This is a genomic window from Hydrogenophaga sp. YM1, from assembly GCF_016903055.1.
In the GTDB taxonomy this organism is placed as follows: Bacteria; Pseudomonadota; Gammaproteobacteria; order Burkholderiales; family Burkholderiaceae_C; genus Hydrogenophaga; species Hydrogenophaga borbori.
On record NZ_CP070223.1, the window covers coordinates 3,961,144 to 3,982,758 of the forward strand.

Annotated in this window: 17 protein-coding genes; 7 read left to right on the forward strand and 10 right to left on the reverse strand. The window is 72.0% G+C overall.

The window, feature by feature from the left end; all coding sequences use genetic code 11:
- Positions 1-20: 20 nt before the first annotated feature.
- Together JNX00_RS18675 and JNX00_RS18680 are read right to left on the reverse strand one after the other, a co-directional pair.
- The gene (locus tag JNX00_RS18675) at positions 21-701 is read right to left on the reverse strand and encodes a helix-turn-helix transcriptional regulator (RefSeq protein WP_204743193.1); all 681 of its coding nucleotides are present in this window, start codon (positions 699-701) and stop codon (positions 21-23) included.
- Positions 698-1,633: a hypothetical protein gene (locus tag JNX00_RS18680; RefSeq protein ID WP_204743195.1), complete on the reverse strand. Its 936-nt coding sequence runs from the start codon at positions 1,631-1,633 to the stop codon at positions 698-700. Before JNX00_RS18680 ends, JNX00_RS18675 begins: the two co-directional genes overlap by 4 nt.
- Before the next feature lie 153 nt (positions 1,634-1,786).
- Here JNX00_RS18680 and JNX00_RS18685 point away from each other — a divergent pair, with 153 nt between their 5' ends.
- The 3 genes from JNX00_RS18685 (at position 1,787) to JNX00_RS22525 (ending at position 6,406) form a co-directional block, all read left to right on the forward strand.
- Positions 1,787-3,070, forward strand: coding sequence for a HAMP domain-containing sensor histidine kinase (locus JNX00_RS18685; RefSeq protein WP_204743197.1), 1,284 nt, complete (start codon positions 1,787-1,789; stop codon positions 3,068-3,070).
- Positions 3,071-3,173: 103 nt separating this feature from the next.
- Entirely contained in the window at positions 3,174-4,436 is a 1,263-nt protein-coding gene (locus tag JNX00_RS18690) for a HAMP domain-containing sensor histidine kinase (protein WP_204743199.1), read from the forward strand.
- A 179-nt stretch (positions 4,437-4,615) separates the two neighbouring features.
- Positions 4,616-6,406, forward strand: a complete 1,791-nt coding sequence (locus tag JNX00_RS22525) for a methyl-accepting chemotaxis protein (protein ID WP_275564514.1) — start codon at positions 4,616-4,618, stop codon at positions 6,404-6,406.
- A gap of 72 nt (positions 6,407-6,478) precedes the next feature.
- On the opposite strand, the gene JNX00_RS18700 is transcribed toward JNX00_RS22525, so the two are convergent.
- The 6 genes from JNX00_RS18700 to JNX00_RS18725 all read right to left on the reverse strand — a co-directional run bounded on the left by JNX00_RS18700 (position 6,479) and on the right by JNX00_RS18725 (position 12,975).
- The gene (locus JNX00_RS18700) at positions 6,479-7,168 is read right to left on the reverse strand and encodes a cysteine hydrolase (protein ID WP_204743201.1); all 690 of its coding nucleotides are present in this window, start codon (positions 7,166-7,168) and stop codon (positions 6,479-6,481) included.
- A gap of 16 nt (positions 7,169-7,184) precedes the next feature.
- Entirely contained in the window at positions 7,185-8,009 is an 825-nt protein-coding gene (locus tag JNX00_RS18705; protein WP_139147115.1) for an ABC transporter permease, read from the reverse strand.
- Positions 8,010-8,046: 37 nt separating this feature from the next.
- Positions 8,047-8,871 (reverse strand): ABC transporter ATP-binding protein, encoded by an 825-nt coding sequence (locus JNX00_RS18710; RefSeq protein ID WP_070400711.1) that lies wholly within the window; start codon positions 8,869-8,871, stop codon positions 8,047-8,049.
- The gene (locus JNX00_RS18715) at positions 8,868-9,908 is read right to left on the reverse strand and encodes an ABC transporter substrate-binding protein (RefSeq protein WP_070400712.1); all 1,041 of its coding nucleotides are present in this window, start codon (positions 9,906-9,908) and stop codon (positions 8,868-8,870) included. The genes JNX00_RS18710 and JNX00_RS18715 overlap by 4 nt, the downstream gene beginning before the upstream one ends.
- 275 nt (positions 9,909-10,183) lie before the next feature.
- Entirely contained in the window at positions 10,184-11,956 is a 1,773-nt protein-coding gene (locus JNX00_RS18720; protein WP_070400713.1) for a monovalent cation:proton antiporter-2 (CPA2) family protein, read from the reverse strand.
- A 113-nt stretch (positions 11,957-12,069) separates the two neighbouring features.
- Complete coding sequence (locus JNX00_RS18725; protein ID WP_204743203.1) at positions 12,070-12,975, reverse strand: LysR family transcriptional regulator; 906 nt, start codon at positions 12,973-12,975, stop codon at positions 12,070-12,072.
- Between the two features lie 149 nt (positions 12,976-13,124).
- Here JNX00_RS18725 and JNX00_RS18730 point away from each other — a divergent pair, with 149 nt between their 5' ends.
- Genes JNX00_RS18730 through JNX00_RS18745 form a run of 4 tightly spaced genes read left to right on the forward strand, consistent with a single transcriptional unit; the run spans position 13,125 to position 16,879 of the window.
- Positions 13,125-14,102 (forward strand): tripartite tricarboxylate transporter substrate binding protein, encoded by a 978-nt coding sequence (locus tag JNX00_RS18730; protein ID WP_070400715.1) that lies wholly within the window; start codon positions 13,125-13,127, stop codon positions 14,100-14,102.
- Positions 14,099-15,019, forward strand: coding sequence for an NAD(P)-dependent oxidoreductase (locus tag JNX00_RS18735; protein WP_204743205.1), 921 nt, complete (start codon positions 14,099-14,101; stop codon positions 15,017-15,019). Before JNX00_RS18730 ends, JNX00_RS18735 begins: the two co-directional genes overlap by 4 nt.
- Positions 15,016-16,206 (forward strand): alpha-hydroxy acid oxidase, encoded by a 1,191-nt coding sequence (locus JNX00_RS18740; RefSeq protein WP_070400717.1) that lies wholly within the window; start codon positions 15,016-15,018, stop codon positions 16,204-16,206. Before JNX00_RS18735 ends, JNX00_RS18740 begins: the two co-directional genes overlap by 4 nt.
- 4 nt (positions 16,207-16,210) lie before the next feature.
- Positions 16,211-16,879 carry an RraA family protein gene (locus JNX00_RS18745; RefSeq protein WP_204743207.1) on the forward strand — a complete coding sequence of 223 codons (669 nt, stop codon included), beginning with the start codon at positions 16,211-16,213 and terminating at the stop codon, positions 16,877-16,879.
- Positions 16,880-16,901: 22 nt separating this feature from the next.
- On the opposite strand, the gene JNX00_RS22530 is transcribed toward JNX00_RS18745, so the two are convergent.
- Positions 16,902-17,402: an HAD domain-containing protein gene (locus JNX00_RS22530; protein WP_275564529.1), complete on the reverse strand. Its 501-nt coding sequence runs from the start codon at positions 17,400-17,402 to the stop codon at positions 16,902-16,904.
- The gene (locus tag JNX00_RS18755; RefSeq protein ID WP_204743209.1) at positions 17,372-21,610 is read right to left on the reverse strand and encodes an OmpA family protein; all 4,239 of its coding nucleotides are present in this window, start codon (positions 21,608-21,610) and stop codon (positions 17,372-17,374) included. The genes JNX00_RS22530 and JNX00_RS18755 overlap by 31 nt, the downstream gene beginning before the upstream one ends.
- Between the last annotated feature and the right edge of the window lie 5 nt (positions 21,611-21,615).

The following is a 21,615-nucleotide window of genomic DNA, read 5'->3' on the forward strand; positions in this document are numbered from 1 at the left end:
GGGTTGCAGCCGCCCCGGCCTCAGAGCCCGCCCATCAGCTGCGCGCGGTACACGGCCTGCGCGCCGTTGGCCGCGCGCAGCTTGCGCTTGGCGTTCTCCACGTGCAGGCGGAAGGTGCGCTCGGTGCAACCGAAACGCTGCTGCGCTTCCGAACCTTTCAGGCCTTCGGCCACGGCGCGCAGCACCTCGCGCTCGCGCGGGGTGAGCGGGCAGACCGCCGCGCGCAGCGCCTCGCGCCAGGCGGGCCAGTCGCCCAGCACCTCCAGCGCGGCGGTGCCCAGCTGCTCCTCCCGCAGGTGCGCGCTGGTGGACAGCAGCCAGAACTCGCCGCAGGCCTCGCCCAGCAGCGGCAGGCGCACCAGCAGCAGCTGCTGGTAGCCCAGGCCGCCCAGGCGGCGCACCGCCTCCTCGCCCAGGGCCGCCACGGGCAGGCGCTCGACGGTGCCACCACGCGGCGGCACGGCGCGTGCCATCCATTCGGCATGGGCCTGCAGCGCGGCGCTGCTCAGGGCCTGCACCAGGCGCTCGCCAGCCACGCCGAAAGGGTCGGGCCGCACGAAGGCCAGGCCCGCGAAGCCGCGCCCGCGCAGACGCGCGGCCAAGGCCTGCATGCGCTCATCGAGCGCGTTGGGGGGCGACGCCGGCTCGGGCGGTTCGCCCAGGAGGGCGAGGCCGCTGGCGCGCGAGGGATCCTCGCTCACCCGCCGCGTTCCTCTGCCAGCGCGCGCCACGACACCGCGGCGGGCCAGTCGAACAGGAACTCGGCGGCCAGCACGCCATCGGCCTCACTCAGCACCTCGACGGGCGCGATGGCCGCCGCGATGCCCTCCAGCTGCGACACCAGCTCGAGGTTGGGCAGGGCCTGGCCCGCGCGCACGCGGTCCAGGCCGGGCGCGTCCCAGCCGAACTCGGCCAGCGAGTCGGCCAGCTCGCGCAGGCCGGCGGTGGTCTCGATCTGGATCCAGCTCAGGCGGCCGTCGGCGCGCAGGCCCAGCACCCCGAAGGGCTCGCCAAGCACCAGGTATTCGTCCACGCGGCCGCGCCCCAGGATCACCATCAGCGCGTTGGACACGTCGTCCGACTGCAGCGCCTGCAGCCGCTCGTGGCGCATCTGCATGGCCAGGTGGCGGCCGCGCTCCAGCGAGTTGTGCAGGAACTGCTCCTGCAGCGCGCGGCGCAGGTTGAAGCCCAGGTTGCGCGTCTGCTTGGGCAGGAAGGATTCGATGGCACCGCCATTGAAGGCCTTGACCGCGAGGTCGGCGTCGGCCGCGCCCGTGAGCAGGATGCGCCGCAGGCCGAAATGGCCGTGGCGCTCGCAGATGGAGATGCCATCCTCCGCGGGCATCACCTGGTCGGTGACCAGCACCGAGAAGATGCGGTGCCGCCCTTCCCAGGCGAAGTAGTCGAGCGCGGCGGCCAGCGGCGACTCCGCGCCCACCACGCGCGCCAGCATCTGCTGCTCGCGCCGCAGCAGCGCTTCCTGCTCGGCATAGGAGTGGTCGAGCTCGCCCGGGTGGTGCAGGAACTCGCAGCGCCGCACCGAGGCCACGGCGTCCGCCATGGCGTCGAGGAACGACGGGTCGTCGTCGATGAAGGAGATGCGCGAGGACGCTCTCATGCAGGGGAACAACATGCCTGGCTCGCTTCGGGGGGTGGACGGGACGCGGCGCACGCGCGCCCGGACCAGGGGAGCATATCGGCACTTCGTGGGAGAACTTGAGCCGGCCGGTTTGGCGCCTTTTTTCACGCCAGGCGCTGGAGGGCGCTCCCTAGAATCCGCCCCGTCGTGCACCACCACCACCTCATCCGGGCCATCGCCCTGCTTCGCCAGCCACTGGAGCCGCTGCAGCAGCTGTCGCGCGCGCGGCTGGTCACGCTGGGCCTGTTCCTGTCCATCGGGCACCTGGCCTTCCACTGGTTCTGGACGGTGCTCGTGCCGCAGCCCTACGAGAACCTGCTCCTGCGCGCGCTGGCCGCCGCCGGCGCGCTGCCGCTGCTGTGGTGGACGCCGTCGCGCGTGATGCGCCAGCGCGGCATCCGGCTCTACCTGCTGGCCTACATGACCTACACGGGCCCGTTCCTGTTCCAGTGGTTCTTCCTGATGAACCACGGCAACGCGGTGTGGATGACCAGCGCGGCGCTGATGTGCTTCCTGGCGTACCACATCCTCGACTGGCGCGTGGCCACGGCGGCGCTGGCGGCGGGCACCATCGCCGCGCGCGCGCTGGTGGCGCTGCTGGAGCCGCAGCTCGCCATGCCCTGGTGGCGCGTGACCGAGGGCAACCTCACCTTTGCCTTCGCCTGGCTGTCCGCCCTGGCGCTGGCGCTGTCCTCGGCCAGCCAGCGGCTGCAGCGGCTCAACGCCACGCTGCTGGCCATGGGCGTGATGGCGCACGAGCTGCGCACGCCACTGGCCAGCGCGGCCCTGGTCAACGAGAACCTGCGCGAGGCCGAGCCCGCCGAGGTGGAGCGCCTGACGCAACGCATGGACGGCCTGCTGCGCGCCATCCACCACCAGATCGATTCGCAGATCGTCAACGCGCAGCTGCTGGGCATCCAGCCTGGCCGCGAGACCCTGCGCGCCGGCCAGCTCGTGCGCGACGCCATCGAGTCCTACCCCTTCCTCAGCGAACGCGAGCGCCTGGCCGTCAGCGTGGACATGCGCGCCGATTTCCGCTTCCACGGCAGCGAGCGCCTGTTCATCCAGGTCATCCACAACATGCTCAAGAACTCCGTGTTCGCGCTGCGCCGCACCCAGGGGCGCTTCGAACGCGGCGACATCCAGATCGAGGTGTCGGCGGGCGGTGCGCTCGGCACCATCCGCGTGCGCGACAAGGGACCGGGCGTGCCCGGGCACCTGCGCCGCGCCATCTTCGAGCCCTTCTTCAGCACCCAGACCACGCACAGCAGCGGCCTGGGCCTGGCCTTCTGCCGCGAAACCGTGCAAGCCAACCGCGGCCAGCTGCGCTTCGAGCGCGTGGCCGCCGGCTCGTCCTTCGTGATCGAGCTGCCCCTGCTGCCCGGCGAGGCGGGCGAGACCCACCGCGCCAGGCGCTGGGCGCCCGGCTGAGGCGCGACCATCGGGTTTCCCCCACAGCGGGACGCCGGACTTCCCTCTGGTGGCGGCGCCGCTGGCGCGTAGCATGGGTGCATTCCCGTTCCCGCGGCCCGCCATGCCCCCGCTTCGCCCGATCCCGATGCCGCGCACGCCGTTGCAGGCCCTGTTCTCCCACCCGCTCGAGCCCGTGCTGCACCTGTCGCGCGCGCGGCTGGTCGCGCTGGGCCTGATCTACCTCATCGTGCACCTGTCGGCCTGGCTGGTGTACACCCAGGTCGCGCCGCAGCCCTACGACAGCCTGGCCCTGCGCCTGGCCGCGGCGCTCGGGGCCCTGCCGCTGTTCCTGTTCGACCCCGACGAGGTGGCGGAGTCGCCCGGCGCGCGCGCCTACGTGCTGCTCTACCTGGCCCTGGCCGGCCCCGTGCTGCAGGTCTGGCTCTACCTCATGAACGGCGGCACCGATCCGCGCGTGCTGGCCCTGTGCCTGGTCGCGCTGCTCATGTACGTGATCACCGACTGGCGCTACGCCACCGCCATGCTGGTGCTGGCCTTCGCGGGCGGGCTGCTGTTCGGCGCCGGCACCGACCGGCTGCCGGCCGCGCTGGCGCGCGAGCACGGCTTCATGGTGGGCCTGTCGTGGCTGTGCGGACTGCTGCTGGGCTTGTCTTCGGCGCAGCAGGACCGCCAGCGCCAGCAGGCCACCATGAACGCCCTGGGCGTGATGGCCCACGAACTGCGCACGCCGCTGGCCAGCATGGGCCTGCTGGTGGAAAGCCTGCGCGACAACGGGGAGTCGCCGCAAGCGCGCCGCTCGGGCCAGCGGCTGGAGGGGCTGATGCGCAACCTGCACCAGCAGATCGACACGCAGATCGTGAACGCGCAGCTGCTCGTCCTGCGCCGCGGCGACGAGCGCATCGCCGCGCGCGCGCTGATCGCCGACGCCATCGACAGCTTTCCCTTCCGCGCCGAGGCCGAGCGACGCGCGGTGGCGCTGGCGCCCGGCCCCGACTTCCACTTTCTCGGCACGCGGCGCCTGTTCACGCAGGTGGTGCACAACCTGCTGCGCAACGCGCTGGTCGCCCTGCGCCAGCACAAGGGCACGCCCGAGCCGGGTGACATCACGCTGGCCACCGACGTGCGCGGCGGCCAGGGCGTGATGGAGATCCGCGACCGGGGGCCCGGCATCCCACGCTCCCTGCAACGCAGCGTGTTCCGCCCCTTCGTGAGCACCGCCGACACGCACAGCAACGGCCTGGGCCTGGCCTTCTGTCAGAACACGGTGCGGGTGAACCGGGGCCGCCTCTCCCTGCGCTCCAGCGAGGCCGGTACCACTTTTGTGATCACCCTGCCCCTGGACGAGGGGCGGCGCGGCGGCTGAAGGCGCGCCGCCGGGCGGGCGCCCGCGCCCGCCCGCGAACTGGGCGGGTTTTGCCCGCCTTATCCAATCAAGTTTTCCCGGCAGGCGGCCGATAGTGGCGGCGAACGCCCGTGCCTTCCAAGCGGCCGCGGGCGACACCTGTTCACGCCCCCACCCGATCCCCCGCCCCGCGCCTCACCATGAATTTCCTTCGCAACATGTCCGTCGGCACCAAACTCTGGGCCGGCGTCGCCACCATCATCCTGGCCCTGCTGGCCACCGTCATCAGCGCGGGCCTGCGTTCGGCCCGCATGACCGAACAGTCCGAGCGCATCCTGACCGAGCTCTCCGACAAAACCGCCCTGGCCGTGGAATGGGCCGGCGTGACCGAGACCACCACCACCCGCGTGCAGGCCTCCACCCTGTCCAGCGACCCGGCCATCACCGCCCTGTACAAGGACCTGATCCCGGCCGGCTCGGCCCGCATCTCCGAGCTGCAGAAGGCGCTGGACGCCATGCCCAAGACCGAGGCAGAGGTCGCCGCGCTGGCCCGCATCGCCGAGCTGCGCACCGCCGTGCTGAGCTCGCTGGGCAAGGCCACCAAGCTCAAGGCCGCCGAGGACTACGCCGGCGCCGCGCACGAGATCACCACCAACTTCAATGGCGCCGTCACGCCTTACCTCAACGCGGTGCAGGACTTCGGTCGCATGCAGAACCGCATACTGCAGGAAGCGCAGGCCGCGCAGGCCAAGGAGCGCGTGACCAGTATCACCATCGCCGCCACGCAGGTCGGCCTGCTGATCCTGGGCATCGCCGTCGGCGCGTTCTTCCTCATCCGCAACATCCGCCAGCCGCTCAACGACACCATGGCCTTCGCCGAGCGCATGGCCGACGGCGACCTGACGGCCACGCTCAACAACGATCGCGGCGACGAGTTCGGCGCCATGACCCGTGCGCTGGGCACCATGCGCGACCGACTGGTCAGCGTGGTGGCCGACGTCAAGCGCGGCACCGAGAACATCACCGTGGCCGCGAAAGAGATTTCCACCGGCAACAACGACCTCTCCAGCCGCACCGAGCAGACCGCGAGCAACCTGCAGCAGACCGCCGCCTCGATGGAGCAGATGTCGGGCGCGATCAAGCAGTCGGCCGACTCGGCCCGCGTGGCCAACCAGCTCGCCGACGTGGCGGGCCAGAGCGCGCAAAAAGGCGGCGAGGTGGTGAACCAGGTCGTCTCGACCATGGAAGAGATCAACCAGGCCTCGCGCAAGATCAACGACATCATCGGCGTCATCGACGGCATCGCCTTCCAGACCAACATCCTGGCCCTCAACGCCGCCGTGGAAGCGGCGCGCGCGGGCGAACAGGGCCGCGGCTTCGCCGTGGTGGCCGGCGAGGTGCGCAACCTCGCGCAGCGCAGCGCGCAGGCCGCCAAGGAGATCAAGGGCCTGATCGGCGCCAGCGTGGACAAGGTCACCGTGGGCACGGAACTGGTGAGCCAGGCCGGCCAGACCATGAGCGAGATCGTGGAGAACGTGGTGCGCGTGCGCGACATCATCGGCGAGATCGCCAGCGCCTCGGGCGAGCAGGCCGATGGTGTCAACCAGATCAACGCCGCCGTCTCCAACCTCGATCAGATGACGCAGCAAAACGCCGCGCTGGTGGAAGAAAGCGCCGCCGCCGCATCGAGCATGAACGACCAGGCCGCGCGCCTGGCCGAGGTGGTGCGCATCTTCCGCCTGGATGGCACCGCCGCCTCGGGCAGCATCGCCGCGCGGCCGGCGGGCGAGCGGCACCAGCGCCGCGAGCCGCAGCTGGCGCCGGTCGCGGCGCCTCTGGCGAAGCCCGCGGCACCCGTGGCCAAGCCGCTGGCCACGGCCAAGCCCGTGGCGGTGGCGCCCAAGCCCGCCGCACCGGCCGCCGGCAAACCCCTGGCCGCTGCGGCCAAGGCCCCCGCCAGCGACGAGGTCGGCGAATGGGAGTCCTTCTGATCCGCGCCGCCCGCGACCGCCACCGCGGCCGCTGAAGCCCCAGGCCCGCCGAAGACCTCGGCGGGCTTTTTTTCAGGCGCCGACGGGCGCGGCCACCGGCACCAGCCGCTGCACCACCTCGTCGGTGCTGAGCACGTCGCCAAAGAACAGCATCCAGTTGTTCAGGCAGTGCTCGTGCTCGGCCGGCGTGACGGCCGAGAGCGCGTCGTCGACCATGATGGTGGCGTAGTCCATCATCATCGCGTCGCGCGCGGTCGATTCGCAGCAGACGTTGGTGACGGTGCCACCGATGAGCACGTGCGTGACGCCGCGCTCGCGCAGCACCTCGTCCAGGCGCGACGAGCCCGGCACCAGCGCGCTGTAGCAGCGCTTGACCACGCGCTCGTCCTGCGGGTGCGGCTGCAGGCCGGGCGCGATCTGGAAGCCCTCGTGCGCGCTCGCCAGCTCGCGCAGGCGCCGCGCGCTGCGCGCAGGCGTGAGCATGTGGGCGTGGTGGTGCGACCAGAAGTCATCGGCGCCGTCGGCGCTGGTCTGCACCCAGATGACATGCCCGCCCGCCTCGCGCAGCGCGTTCGCCAGCCGGTTCACCGCCGGGAAGGTGGCGCGTGCGGGCGCGCACTCGCCGAGATAGCCCGGCTGCGTGTAGTAGTTCTGCAGGTCGATGACGACGAAGGCCGTGCGTTCGGCCGCCAGCGTGTCATAGGGGTGCAGGCGGCCCTGGCGCGCCACCACGCGCTCGACGACCCATTCGGGAAACTGCATGCTCGCTCCTCTCGGTTCAGGCGTAGCGCTTGGCCATGGCGGCCTCGATCCGCGCGATCACCAGGTACATCAGGCCCGACAGCAGGCCCAGCACCACGATGGCGGTCATCACCACGTTGAGCTGGAAGACCTGGCTGCCGTTGACGATGAGGAAGCCCAGGCCGGCGCTGGCCGACTGGAACTCGCCCACGATGACGCCCACCAGCGCCAGGCCGATGTTCATCTTCAGCGCCGCCACGAGCGTGGGCACGCTGCCCGGCATGACCACCAGGCGCAACACCTGGGCGCGGCTGGCGCCCAGGGTTCGGGCCAGCTTGATCTTGTTCGGGTCGATGCTCTGGAAGCCGTCGTACACCACCATGATGGTGACGAACACGGCGATCGCCACGGCCATTCCGTACACCGAGTACTCGGACCCCAGCCAGATGTAGAAGATCGGCACGAAGGCGATCTTGGGCATGGCGTTGGCCACCACCAGGAAGGGGTCCAGCACCTTGTGCGCGAAGTCCGACCACCACAACCCGGCGGCCACGCCGATGCCGATGACCATGCTCAGCACGAAGCCGATGAGGGTGGCCTTGAAGGTGACCCAGGTGTGCATCAGCAGCTTGCCGTTGTGCAACAGATCGAGGAAGGTCGGCCACAAGGCGCTCGGGTAGCTGGTCAGCATGGGGTTGACCACATGCGTCTTGGCCAGCACCTCCCACAGCACCAGGAAGGCCACCAGCAGGGCCAGGCGGGTGAGCAGGATGCGCTGGCGGCGGCGGCGCTGGCGCGACTGCCATTCGCGGTACGCGGGGCTGGGTTCGCGCCCGGCCGGTGGCGGCGTGGGGGTGGCCATGGTGGCCAGGGTGGCGGAGGCGGTGGTGTTCATGGCGTCATCCTTCCACGTGGACGTCGAGCTCGTCCCACAGCAGCGCGAAATAGGTATTGAACTCGGGCAGGGACCGCACCACGAACGGGCTCGGGCGGCCCGCGCCGTGGCTGGGAAAGCGCATCAGGTGCTGCGACTTGATGCGCCCGGGGCGGCGCGAAAGCACCACCACGCGGTCGGTCATGGCGATCGCCTCGCCGATGTCGTGCGTGACCAGCACCACCGACTTGCCCTCGTCGCGCAGCACCTCCACCACCTCGTCGGCGATCGCCAGGCGGGTCTGCGAGTCCAGCGCAGAGAAGGGCTCGTCGAGCAGCACCACATCGGGGTCGGTCACCAGCGTGCGCGCCAAAGCCACGCGCTGGCGCATGCCACCCGAGAGCTGGCGCGGAAAGTGGTGCAGGAAGTCGCCCATGCCGCACTTGTGCAGCAGGTGCGCGGCCCGCTCGCGGGCCTCGCGCATCGGCCGGCCCTGGATCTGCGCGCCCAGGGTGGCGTTGTCCAGGATGCTGCGCCATTCGAACAGGTAGTCCTGCTGCAGCATGTAGCCCACGCGCGGCGACGGGCCCTTGACTCGCTCGCCGTGCACCCGCACCTCGCCCGACGAGGGTTCGAGGATGCCGGCCATCAGCGACAGCAGCGTGCTCTTGCCGCAACCCGACTGGCCGATCAGGCTCACGAACTCGCCCGGCGCCACCGACAGGCGGATGCGGTCGAGCGCCTGCGTCTCGCCGGCGTCGGTGAAGTAGCGCAGCGAGACGTCGTTGATCTCGATGCGCGGCTGCACCTGCTGCGCCACCGGCGCTTCGGCTTCGAGCACGGCGCTCATGGCGCGGCCTTCGCGGCGAAGTCGGTGACCACGACCTGCTCGTACTTCACGCGCTTGGCCTTGTCGAGCACGCCACTGGCGATCAGCATGTCCTGCAGGCTGTCGACGGCCTCGCGCTGCACCATCGGGTTGGTCTTCCACAGGCCGATGCCGCGGTAGCGTTCGATGGCGGCCACCAGATCGGCCTGGGCCATGGCGGGGAAGTACTCGGCGATCTGCTTGGCCAGATCGGCCGGGGGCGCGCTGGCCACGTGCTTCTGGGCCTTCACGATGGCGTTGGTCCAGGCCTGGGCCACGGCGGGGTTCTGCTTGAGGTAGACATCGGTGGCGGTGAACACGGTGTAGTCCACCGGGCCCACGACTCGGCCGACGGAGGCCACGACCACGCCCTTGCCGGTCTTCTCCAGCATGGTGGCTTCGGGCTCGAGGAAGATGCCGTAGTCGTTCTGGCCCGCCAGCCAGGCGCCGGTGCGCGCGGCCGGGCCGATGTTGTTCACCAGCTTGAGGTCCTTCTTGGGGTCGAGGCCGTTTTTGCGCATCGCCGTCTCCAGGAAGACGTCGGGGTTGGAGCCCGGGCGGAACGACATCACGGCCTTGCCCTTGAGCTGGTCCCAGGCGAACGCGCCCGCGGGCTTCTCGCGCGCCACCAGCAGGAAGCCGTCGGTGGCGGTCAGGCCGGAGAAGATCTTGGGCTTGACCGGCGATTCGCTGTTGGCCACGTAGACCGAGGCTTCGGGGCCGATCAGCACGATGTCGGCACTGCCCGACAGCAGGGCGGCCATGCCCTTGTCGGTGCCCTGCGAGGTTTTGATCGACACGTCGAGCCCGGCTTCGCGGAAGAAGCCCTGGCTCATCGCCACGTAGGCGGGGGCGTACAGGACCGAGCGCACCACCTCCTCATAGCGCACCTTCACCGGCGCGCTGGCGGACTGGGCGGCGGCCGGCGACACCAGGCCCAGGCCCAGGGCCAGCGTGGCCGTGGCATGGACCGCGCGCGACCAGAACGATGAGGGGGATGGACGGGGGATTCGGAACATGGCGAACTCCTGTGGCGCGTTGAGGGGCGGGCTTGTCGAAATACTGTATGCAATTCATGTGCCAGCCTTGGTGGGGCGGCGCGAACCGGCGTTGCAAACGCGGGGCCCCGACCGACGGCCTGTGGCCGGCATGCCGCGGGACCGAACACCGTGCCGCAATCTATGTTGGATACAGTATTCAATGAATAGGGGTTGTCCCCATTCCACGGTGGCGGTGGGCGCCGGCCGGCCCGGCGAGGACGCCCGCCTTCAGTGCACGGCCCCGGTCCTGGCGCTCAGCGCCCCGGGCGCCCGCGCAGATTGCCCAGAATCATCGGCCGCCCCGCCACCAGCCCGCCGCCGTCGAGCTCCATCTGGAAACGCTCGGCGTCGCGGCGGCGCATGTCCGCCACGATGGCGTCGACCGCCATCGGCTCCGTGCCCAGCGCGAGCAAGGCCTCGCGCCCCATGACCATGGCGGACTCGAAGGTCTCGCGCACCTGCACGTCCGCCCCCGCCTTCACCAGCTCAGCGGCGTGCCCGCGGTCGAAGGAGCGCGCGATGACCCGCGCCTGGGGGAAGGCGTGCTTGCACTGCTCCACCATCAGCGTGGCCGCGCTGGCCTCGTCCACGCACACCAGGATGACCTTGGCGTCTTGCGCGCCCGCCGCGTGCAGGATGTCCAGCCGCGTGCCGTCGCCGTAATAGACCTTGAAGCCGAAGTGCTCGGCCTCGCGCGCGAGCTGCGGGTCGGCGTCGATGATGGTGATCTCCGCGCCCAGCAGCAGCAGGTTCTGGCTCGCGATCTGGCCGACGCGGCCGAAGCCGATGATCAGCACCGCGCCGGCCTCGTGGTCGGGCACGGGCGCGCCCTCCGCGGATGGGCCGGTGCGTGGCGCCCAGCGCTGCAGCGCCAGCACCGCCAGCGGCGTGAGCGCCATGGACAGCACCACGATGGCCGTCATGTTGGCGTTCACCACCGGGTCGATCACGCGGCCCGCGAGCGCCGCCGCGAACAGAACGAAGGCGAACTCGCCGCCCTGCGCCATCAGAACCGCGCGGTCCAGCGCGTCGGCGTGCGGGCTGTGCGTGAGCCGCGCCACCACGTAGATGCACAGGGCCTTCACCGCCATCAGCGAAAGCACGCCCGCCAGGATGAGGACCCAGTGCCGCGCCACCGCCGACAGATCCAGCGACATGCCCACGCCCAGGAAGAACAGGCCCAGCAGCAGGCCACGGAAGGGCTCGATGTCGGCCTCCAGCTGGTGGCGGAAGGTGGACTCCGACAGCAGCACGCCCGCCAGGAAGGCCCCCATGGCCATGGACAGGCCGCCCAGCTGCATGAGCAGCGCCGCGCCCAGCACCACCAGCAGGGCCGCGGCTGTCATGACCTCGCGCGCGTGCGCGTTCGCGAGCACGCGGAACATGGGGTTGAGCAGCCACACGCCCACGGCCACCAGCAGCGCCACCGATCCGGCCGCGATCCCCACCGACAGCCAGCGCGAGGCCGCCGCCGCTGGGCCCGCCACCTCGGCCGCCGCATCGGGCGAGAGAAAGGCCACCACGGCCAGCAGCGGCACGATGAGCAGGTCCTCGAACAGCAAGATGGAGACGATGCGCTGCCCGCGCGGCGTGGCGATGTCGCCGCGCTCGCCCAGCAGCTGCATCACGATGGCCGTGGACGTGAGCACGAAGCCCATGGCGCTGATGAAGGACACCCGCCACGAAAAGCCGAAGGCCACGCCCACCAGGGTGAGCATGGCGCCGCAGACCAGCACCTGCAGGCTCCCCAGCCCGAAGATGGCGCGCCGCAGTGCCCACAGGTGCGAGGGCTGCATCTCCAGGCCGATGACGAAGAGGAACATCACCACGCCGAGCTCGGCGGTGTGGATGATGGTCTGGGGGTCGCTGAACCAGCCCAGGCCGAAGGGGCCGACGGCCAGGCCCGCCGCCAGGTAGCCCAACACCGAGCCCAGGCCGATGCGCTTGAACAGCGGCACCGCCACCACCGCCGCCCCCAGCAGCATGACGACCGGGACCAATTGGGTGGAGGCGGCATCAGCGGCCATGGCGGGCCTGCGGCGATCGTGGGCCGCGCGGCGATCCGGGCGGCGGGTTCATCTCGTGGCGGCGCATGGTCCCCTCCAGTGGTTGGCGCCAGGCGATTCTGGCACCGCCCCGTTCAGCCGCCCCACAAGGGGCCGGACTTGTCGAAGTCCACCGTCTCGCGCACCAGCTCGCGCAACCGCGTGAGCAGCGCGCGGTGGTCGTCGCGCCGGTGCTGGAAGGTGTACTGCAGCGCCGGCAGGGGCTGGGGGCCGCGCAGCTCGACCACGGCCCGGCGCGCGGCCATGCGGCGCAGCCAGCCGCGCGGGTACAGGCCGACGCCCACGCCCGAGGCGATCAGGCTGGCGATGGCCGCGAGGTTGTTGCACACCAGCCGGCGCGGCGCCTGCAATCCGTTGAGCGCCAGCCAGTGTTCCAGCATGCGCGTGGGACCGGCCGCGCCGGGCTGGGTGATGAGCGCGTGCCGCTCCAGCAGCGCGGCGTCCACCGCGCGGCGGCGCCCCACCAGCGCGGGTGAGGCGGCCCAGCAGAAGCGGACTTGGGCGATGGCTTCGCTGGCGATGGCGCCGCGCGTGGAGTGGCCGGCCACCACGGCGAAATCCAGTTCCCCGCTTTCGAGGCGCTGCTCCAGCGCCGAGCCCAGGTCCACGCAGGGTTCCAGGCGCAGTTCGGGGTACTTAGCGGCCGCGTGCGAGACCAGGTCGGGCAGCCAGGTGAGGGCCGCGAGCTCGCCCACGCCGAAGCGGCAGAGGCCGCGCACGCCACCGCCGGCCGCGAGCTGATCGCGCATGTCTTCCGACAGCGCCAGCATGCGCCGCGCCAGCGGCAGCAGCTGCTCGCCCGCCTCGGTGAGCGCGGCGCGGTGGCCACCACGGTTGAACAGCGTGGTGCGCAGCTGCGCCTCCAGTTCACCGATGCGCTTGGACAAGGTGGACTGCGAAATGTGCAGCCGCTGCGCGGCGACCAGGAAGCTCGCGGCGGTGGCGGCCCAGTAGAAGGCTTCGAGCTGCTTGAGCGTCATGGCCGGCGCCGCACAATCCTTTTTGTTGAAAAAAGGCGAACAAGAGCGATCGAAATATATCGCTTTTCATCCACAAGGCATCTTCCCAGAATGCGCCCCGGATCCACCCGAGCGGGTGGACCGGGCCCCACAACAGAAGGAGACAGCGCATGAGCATTCATTCCACCGGCCTGCGACGCCGCCACCTCGTGGGCGCCGCCGGCGCGGCGCTGGGCCTGTCGGCCCTGCCCCTGGCCGCGCGCGCCCAGGCCTGGCAGCCCACCCAGCCCATCACCATCCTGGTGGGCTTCGCGCCCGGCGGCTCGGCCGACCAGATCGCGCGCCAGCTCTCGTACGCGGCCAAGGACATCATTCCCGTCCCGGTGGTGGTGAACAACCGCGTGGGCGCGGCCGGCGCCATCGCCGCGCAGGCCACGGCCGACGCCAAGCCCGACGGCTACACCCTGTTCGTGGGCGGCGGCAGCGAGACCACCTCGGTCGGCCACTTCCGCCCGCTCAACTACGACTCGCGCCGCTCCTTCACGCCCATCATCAAGGTCTCGCGCGCGCCCAGCATCCTGGCGGTGCGCGCCGACTCGCCCTTCGCCGACATGAAGGCGCTCATCGCCGAAGCGAAAAAGGCGCCCGAGAAGGTGTCCTACGGCTCGACCGGCGAAGGCGGCATCTTCCACGCCACCGGCATCGTGTTCGAGAAGGCCGCCGGCCTGAAGCTGCTGCACGTGCCCTACCGCGGCGCGGCCGACTCCATGACCGCCCTGCTCGCGGGCCAGGTGGACAGTGCCTTTGGCGCCTACGAAGAAATGAAAGCCATGATCGACGCGGGCCGCGTGCGCCCGCTGGCGCTGTTCTCTCGCGCGCGCCTGCCGGCCCTGCCGGAGGTGCCCACCATGACGGAACTGGGCGTGCCCGTGGCCCTGGACAACATGAAGGGCCTGATGGCGCCCGCGAACCTGCCCGAGCCCATCCGGCGCTACCTGCACGACGCCTTCCACAAGGCCATGCAGGCGCCGGGCTGGAAGGACTACGTGGCCAAGTCGGGCCTGACCCAGGACTACGCCGACGGCGCGGCCTTCCAGGCCGAGGTCGTCGCGGCGGTGGACCTGATCGGCAAGGCCATCGGCAAATGAGCCGCGCGCCCGGTTCCTCCTTCGGCTTCATCGGCCTGGGCGCCATGGGCGCCGGCATGGCCGGCTGCCTGCTGCGCCGGGGCTACCCGCTCAAGGTCTTCGCGCGCGAGGCGCGCGCCGTGCAGGCCCTGGTGGACCAGGGCGCCACGGCCGGCACCGGCCCGGCCGACGTGGGCCGGGGCAGCGCCATCGTTTTCCTGAGCCTGCCCGACGACGCGGCGGTGCATGAGGTGCTGTTCGCCGACGGCGGCCTGGTGCACGGCCTGGCGGCGGGCAGCACCGTGGTGGACACCAGCACCATCGCGGCGGCGTCGGCGCGCGGGTTCGCGGCCGCGCTCGCGGCGCGCGGCATCGGCTTCCTGGACGCGCCCGTGAGCGGTGGCCAGCAGGGCGCGGCCGAGGGCGTGCTGAGCTGCATGGTCGGCGGCGAGACCGCCAGCGTGGACGCCTGCCGCGAGGCGCTGGGCGCCTTCTGCAAGAGCGTGCTGCACGTGGGCGGCGTGGGCGCGGGCCAGGTGGTGAAGGCCTGCAACCAGGTGGCCGTGGCCGGCGCGCTGCTGGGCGTGGCCGACGCCCTCGCGCTGGCCGAGGCCGAGGGCGTGGACCCGGCGCCGATGCGCGAGGCCCTGCTGGGCGGCGCCGCGCGCAGCTTCTCGCTGGAAAAACACGCCCCCCGCATCGCCGCCGGCCAGTTCACGCCGGGCTTTCGCGCGGCGCTGATGCGCAAGGACCTGCGCCTGGCGCTGCAGGGCGCGCAGGCCACGGGCACCGTGCTGCCCACCGCCGCGCTGGCCGAGCGGCTGCTCGACGAGCTGTGCGAGGGCGGCCGCGCCGACTGGGACTGGGCCGCGCTGGCGCTGCAGGTGCGGGCGCTCTCGGGCAAGGCCCTGCCCGAGCACCGCGAGCCCCGCGCATGAGCCGCAGCGCCGACGCGCCGGCCGCCCCCCGGTGGCTGCAGGGCCTGCTGTGCCTCGACGATTTCGAGGCAGAGGCGCGGCGCCACCTGCCCCGCCCGGTGTTCGGCTACGTGGCCGGCGCGGCGGAGACCAACCAGTCGTTGCGCGCCAACCGCGCGTCCTTCCAGGCCTGGGAGATGGTGCCGCGCGTGCTGGTGGACATCACGCCGCGCGACACCGGCGTCGAGCTGTTCGGCCAGCGCTACGGCGCGCCCTTCGGCGTGGCGCCCATGGGCCTGGCCGCGCTCTCGGCCTACCGCGGCGACCTGGTCATCGCCCGGGCCGCGCGGCGCGAGAACATTCCCTTCGTGCTCAGCGGCTCCTCGCTGATCCGCCTGGAAGAGGTGATCGCGGTGAACCCGGGGGCCTGGTTCCAGGCCTACCTGCCCGGCGACGACGCCGGCATCCTCGCGCTGCTGGAGCGCGTGAAGGCCGCCGGCTACCGCACGCTGGTGATCACCCTGGACACGCCGGCCGCGGCCAACCGCGAAAGCAACCTGCGCGCGGGCTTCACCATTCCGGTGCGGCCCGGCCCCGCGCTCGCCTGGCAGGGCCTCACGCACCCGCGCTGGCTGTTCGGCACCTTCCTGCGCACGCTGCTGCGCCACGGCATGCCGCATTTCGAGAACAGCTACGCCACGCGCGGCGCGCCCATCCTCTCGCCCCACGTGGAGCGCAACCTCTCCGATCGCGGCCACCTGAACTGGCGCCACCTGCAAATGATCCGCCGCGTCTGGGGCGGCGAGCTCGTGGTCAAGGGCGTGCTCGACGCGCGCGACGCGCGGCGCGCGGCCGACGAGGGCGTCGACGGCGTGATCGTGAGCAACCACGGCGGGCGCCAACTCGACGGCGCCGCCGCGCCGCTGGCGGTGCTGCCGCGCATCGTCGAGGCCTGCCCCGACATTCCGGTGATGCTCGACAGCGGCGTGCGCCGCGGCAGCGACGTGCTCAAGGCCCTGGCCCTGGGCGCGCGCTTCGTCTTCGTCGGCCGCCCCTTCGCCTTCGCCGCCGCCGTGGCCGGTGAGGCCGGCGCGCACCGCGCCATCGACCTGCTGCGCTCGGAGGTCTCGCGCAACATGGCCCTGATGGGCGTGCTGCGGCCCGAGGACCTGGACCCCAGCCACCTCATCCCCGCCCAACGGAACTGAAGCCATGCTTGGACTGCGCATCCTCCCCGTCCCCCGCCGCGTCGCGCCCGACCTCGTCGAGGCCTTCCGCGGCGTGCCCGTCGCCAACGTCAGCGACTGCATGACCCGCATGACCGCGGCCGGCGCGCGCCTGCGCCCGCTGAGCCGCGAGACGCGTCTGTCCGCGCCCGCCATCACCGTAAAGACGCGGCCCGGCGACAACCTCATGATCCACAAGGCGCTGGAGATCGCCCAGCCCGGCGACGTGATCGTGGTGGACGGCGGCGGCGACCTCAGCAACGCGCTGATCGGCGAGCTGATGACCACCTACGCGATCCGGCGCGGCCTGGCCGGTTTCGTCATCGACGGCGCGATCCGCGACCTCGACGTCATCGGCGCCGGCGCCCTGCCCGTGTTCGCGGCGGGCGTGACCCACCGCGGCCCCTACAAGGACGGCCCCGGCGAAATCAACGCGCCCATCGCCATCGACGGCATGGTGATCCACCCCGGCGACCTGATCATCGGCGACGCCGACGGCGTGCTCTGCGTGCCGCAGGACGAGGCCGCGGCCGTGCTCGACGCGGCGCGCAACAAGTCGCAGGCGGAACAGGTGACGCTGCGGCAGATCGCCGAGGGCCGGCTCGACACGGCCTGGATCGACCAGACCCTGGCGCGCATCGGCCTGCGGGCCTGAGCGACGCGCTCAGGCCTTCTGCTCAGGCCTCGCGCCGCAGCCGGTGGACCATCTCCACCAGCCGGTAGAGGTTGCCCACCCGCAGGCCCTGGCGGCCGTCCACCAGCACCAGCCGGTCGCGCGCCGCGAAGTGGTGGCGCTGGTTGTCGATGGCCAGCCAATGGCGCGCCGAGCGCCCGTTGGCGCGCAGCCAGTCGCGGCACTGGCGCTCGCGCTCGGGCATGGCCGCGCCGTGGCCCGGCGGCCGCACCCAGGGCTCGGTGCGACCCACCACCCGGGCCTGCAGCGCGGGCCAGGGCTGGAACAGGGCCTGGATCTCGGACAGCGGGTGGTAGGCCGCCCAGCCGCTGGACACCACGATCTCCACGCCCTCCAGGTCCTTGAGCGAGGCGGCCAGCATGCCGGCCTTGTCGAGCAGCCAGTCCCGCGGGGCCCCCACGGGATGCAGCACGCCATCGAAATCCAGGAAGACGGTGACCAGCGCAGGCGTGTTCAGAACTTCCCCAGCAGGTTGATGAACCAGCCCCGGCTGCGGTAGCGCATGTCGGTGAGGTCGTCCGAGAAGTCGGTGAAGTTGTAGCCCAGGCCGAGCTTCACGTTCTCGTTGATGTGGTAGTAGCCCGCCGTGAGCCAGCCGGTGCGGCGGTCGCCCAGTTCCTTGGCGCGCAGCGAACGCAGCTCCAGCAGCCAGTCCCAGCGGCGCACCACCTTCCAGTCCAGGCGCAGCACCGCCAGGTCGGCGCTGCTCTTGAACCAGGGCGCGCTGTTGTCGCGGCTGGCGCGCAGCTCGCCCTGGCGCCAGGCGTATTTGCCGCCGAGGGTCCAGCGCGGCGTGAGGTCGACGCTCAGGTCGGCGGCCCACACGTGGCTGCGCTGCTGGTAGTGATTGCCGGTGGTGAAGACCTGGGTGGACGAGACACCCGTCGCCGACACCTGGCCCGGCGAGGACAGGTCGTGCAGATAGGTGTACTTGAGCAGCAGGTTCACGCGGTCGTTGTTCACCGGGCGCAGCGCATAGCCCAGGCTGGCCTCGGTGTACTTCGCGGCGGCCAGCGCGCCCGCGCTGCTGTCGCTGTCGGCCCAGTTGAGCTTGCCGACCCAGCGCGCGTCCTCGCCGTCCTTCAGGCTGAAGGCGTTCTTGAGCAGCCAGCTGCGGCGCGACTCCACGCTGCCGCGGTCGGAGCGGTACTCGGCGCCGCCGCTGTAGCGCACGGTGTCGCTGCTGTAGCCGGCGTTGAAGGCGATGGCCTCGCGGCGCAGCTCGCCCAGGGTCTCGACACCCACGCGGCCGTTTTCCAGCGACACGCCCAGGGTCCAGCGGCTGTCGGGCGCGTATTGCACGCCATAGGCGTGTGTCAGGCCCGGCTGCGCGCCCACGCTGTGGCGGTGCTCGGTGAAGACGCTCAGGCCTTCGTTGATGCGCGACTTGGCGCCCGACACCAGCGTGCCGCCACGGCCCTGCGTGTTCTCGTCGGTGCGGCCGGTGTCCAGCACGTACGTCAGGTACAGGCTGGAGCGGTCGTCGTACTGGTAGTCGACGCCCAGCTGGCCGGCCGCGCCGCCGTCGCCACCCGAGAGCTCACCGTTGAGCGCGAGCTTGTCGTTGACGCGGTAGCGCGCGCCCACGCCCAGGCGGTCGTTGTCCAGGCGCGTGCCGCTGCGCGACAGCGTGCGCTGCGCGAAGCCATAGAGGGCCCAGCTGGCCAGGCTGTCGTAGTCCACCTGCACGCCCAGGTCGGTGCGCGCGCCTTCCACCGCCGCGCCCCAGGGCAGGCCGCCGTTGGTGACGACGCTGTCGCTGCGCTTGTCGTCGCGGCGCAGGCTCGCGCCCAGGCGCCAGTGCGGCGTGAGCTGGTGGCTCAGCTGCGCCTCGGCGCTGTCGCTGTCGAAGCCGTTGCGCTCGTCGCGGCGGTCGGCCTTCAGGCGCAGCTCGGTGCGCTCGCCCAGGGGCAGCGCGGCGTCCACGCCGACCTGCTTCGTCTCGTTGCTGACGAGCTGGCCCGGCGCGGAGAAGCCCGCGCCGCGCCGCTGCGCGTAGGCGGCGATGCGCCCGCCGTCCGCCAGGCCCAGGTCCTTCAGGTCGGCCTGGCCTTCGAGGCGCCAGGCGTTCGCGTCGGCCGTGGGGTCCACCGGTTCGCCGGCGAAGTGGTAGCCGCCGTCGAGCGAGCGCAGCTCGCCCGTGCCCGGCCCGTCGGAGCGCGCCACCTCGGCCTTCAGGTAGGTGTTCTCGCCGTGGCGCAGCAGCAGGTCCACGCCGGCCAGGGTCTGGTCGCCCCCGGTCTGTTCCTGCTTCGAGGCGGTCACGCCCAGGCGCAGCGCGTCGCTGGCCCACCAGGAGAGGCGGCCACCGGTGGCCAGGGTGTCGAGCGAGCCCAGCAGGGGCGCGTACTCGTAGTCCACCACCAGGTAGGTGGGCTGGCCGGTGAGGCCACCCGCGCGCACGATGGCGCCGTCGTCCGAGAAGCTGGGCAGCGGGCCGTTGAGCAGCACGCGGCCCTGCAGGTGATCGACCTCGTAGTCCGAGCCCGGCACCAGCAGGCGGCGCGCGCGCACCAGACCGGAGTCGCGGTCGCGGATCTCCACGAACACGCGTTCGGCGCCGCGCGTGATGTCCTGATGGCGCAGGTAGTACAGCGAGCCGCCGGTGCCGCGGAACTCCTCGCGCGCCGACAGGGTGCCCGGTTCGGCGGCGTAGGCGTCCACGCGCAGGCGCGCCTCGCCGTGCGCGGTGCTGTCCTCGCTCAGGTAGCGGCCGTGCAGGCCATACAGGCCGCGGCTGATCTGGGCCAGCGCGGTCTCGTCCAGGTTGAGCTTGTAGTTGCCCCACATGGCGTGCGAGCGGCCGTCGTCGATGCGCGCGTAGACCCGGCCCTGCGTGGGCGCGTCCTCCACGGTGGTGGAGTCGTCGCCGAAGGTGGCCCAGGAGTCCACCGGGTCGAGCCGGCGGAACAGGGTGCTCGGGTCCTTGCGGTCGAGGTTGCGAAACAGCTCGTTGAGTGGGCGCTCCTCGGTGTCCAGGCTGGCGGTGAAGGTCCAGCGCTCGTCGAGCTGGCGCTTGGTGTAGAAGGCCAGGCGGCCCTCGCTCCAGGAGCCGCCGTCCTGGCGGTTCGGGTCCATGGTCAGCAGCGCGGCCGGTCCGCTGACGCGCTGGCGGCCCAGGGTGAGGTCGGCCTGGCCGATGAAGAAGCCGTCCTGCTTGGGGAGCTCGACGTCGCGCCGGTAGACGCGCGCCGAACCGTCGGCCTCCAGCACGGCGATCTCGCCGGTCTGCACGCGGCGCGGCACCAGCTGCTGGAAAACGAAGCGGCCGTTCGGGTCCACCGGCACCGCGTAGCCCAGCGCGCGCACGCGCTGGTCGGCGCGGATGGCCTGGCCGCTGGCGGTGACGGTGCCGGCGCGGATGGGGATGTGGCTCACCGCGAGGCGGCTGTCGCCATAGCCGCGCAGCAGCTCGCGCTCGGGTTCGTGCGGCTGCGCCGCGTCGGGGCGGCGCATGGCCAGCGTGAGCGAGAAGTCCTCGGTCTCGTCGAAGCGGCCCTGCGCGTCGAACACGCGCAGGCGGTAGAAGACCTTGCCGTCGCGCGCCGCGCCCAGGCCGTCGAGCAGGCCCGCGGGCACGGTCCATTCGCCGCGCAGGTTCGCGTCAAGGGCAATGGCGGCCAGCGGCTGGCGCTGCCCGCCGGCGTTCAGGGTGAACAGGCGCAGCTCGGCCTTGTGCAGGAACAGCAGGTAGTTGCTGTGGCCCGCGAAGCGCACGGTGTCGCCGGGCGCCACGGTGGTGGGCCAGGCGGCGGCGTTCAGGCGGCGCGGCTGCGAGAGGCTGTCGACCTGCAGGCGCAGCTGGTGGCGCTCCAGCTGCACGTCGATGCAGCGCTGGCGGTCCGCGCTGGACGCGTCGGCGCCGATCAGGGGCGCGCCGTCCACCGTGAGGCGCAGCGGCGATTCGTCGCTCTCGTAGGGCGAGAGCATGTGGCACTCGCTCGGGTCGCTGCGGCGCACGGTGGTGTGGACCACGGTGGTGGGCGGCGCCTGGTCGGTCCACCAGGCGCGCACCTCCACGCGGCGGTTCGCGGCCCAGTGCGCGCGGTCCTCGCGCGGCGTGGCCAGGGGCTCGTCGGGCCCTTTGGACGCGTAGGCGAAGGCGCTCTCGGGCAGGCCCAGGCGCCCGGCCAGGTAGCGGCCCACCTGGCGCGCGCGCGCCAGGCCCAGGGCGTGGTTGTCGGCGAAGCGCGGCTGCAGGCGGCGGCTGATGGGCTGCGCGTCGGTGTGGCCCACGATCTGAAAGTGCAGCGCGGGGCGGCCCTTCACCTGGGCCACGATCTGGTCGAGGCGCTGGCGGTCGCTGTCCAGCAGCAGGTCCTCGCCCGAGTCGAAGCGCGCGGTGTGCGCCTCGTCGCGGGGCGCGGCGGCGCCGGGCACGGTTTCCTGGCGCTGTTCGGTGGTCTCGCGCAGCGCGCGCGGATCGCCCAGCACCACGCTGAGCCGGGGCAGCTCGCGTTCGGCGGCGGCGGGCGGGTGGTCGCGGCCATCGATCTCGACGGCGCGCGCGTCGCTGGCGCAGCGGTCATCGAAGCGGCCGCGGGCCTCGGTGCGGCAGTCGCCGCCGCTGTGGTGGCCGCTGGGGCGGGCGTCCTGCGCCGCGGCGGCGCCCATGCCCAGGCAGGCAGCGGCCACGGCGGCGGAGACGGCCGCGTGGCGGAAGCGTCGGTTCAGGCGGAGGCGGGCGTTCATGGTCG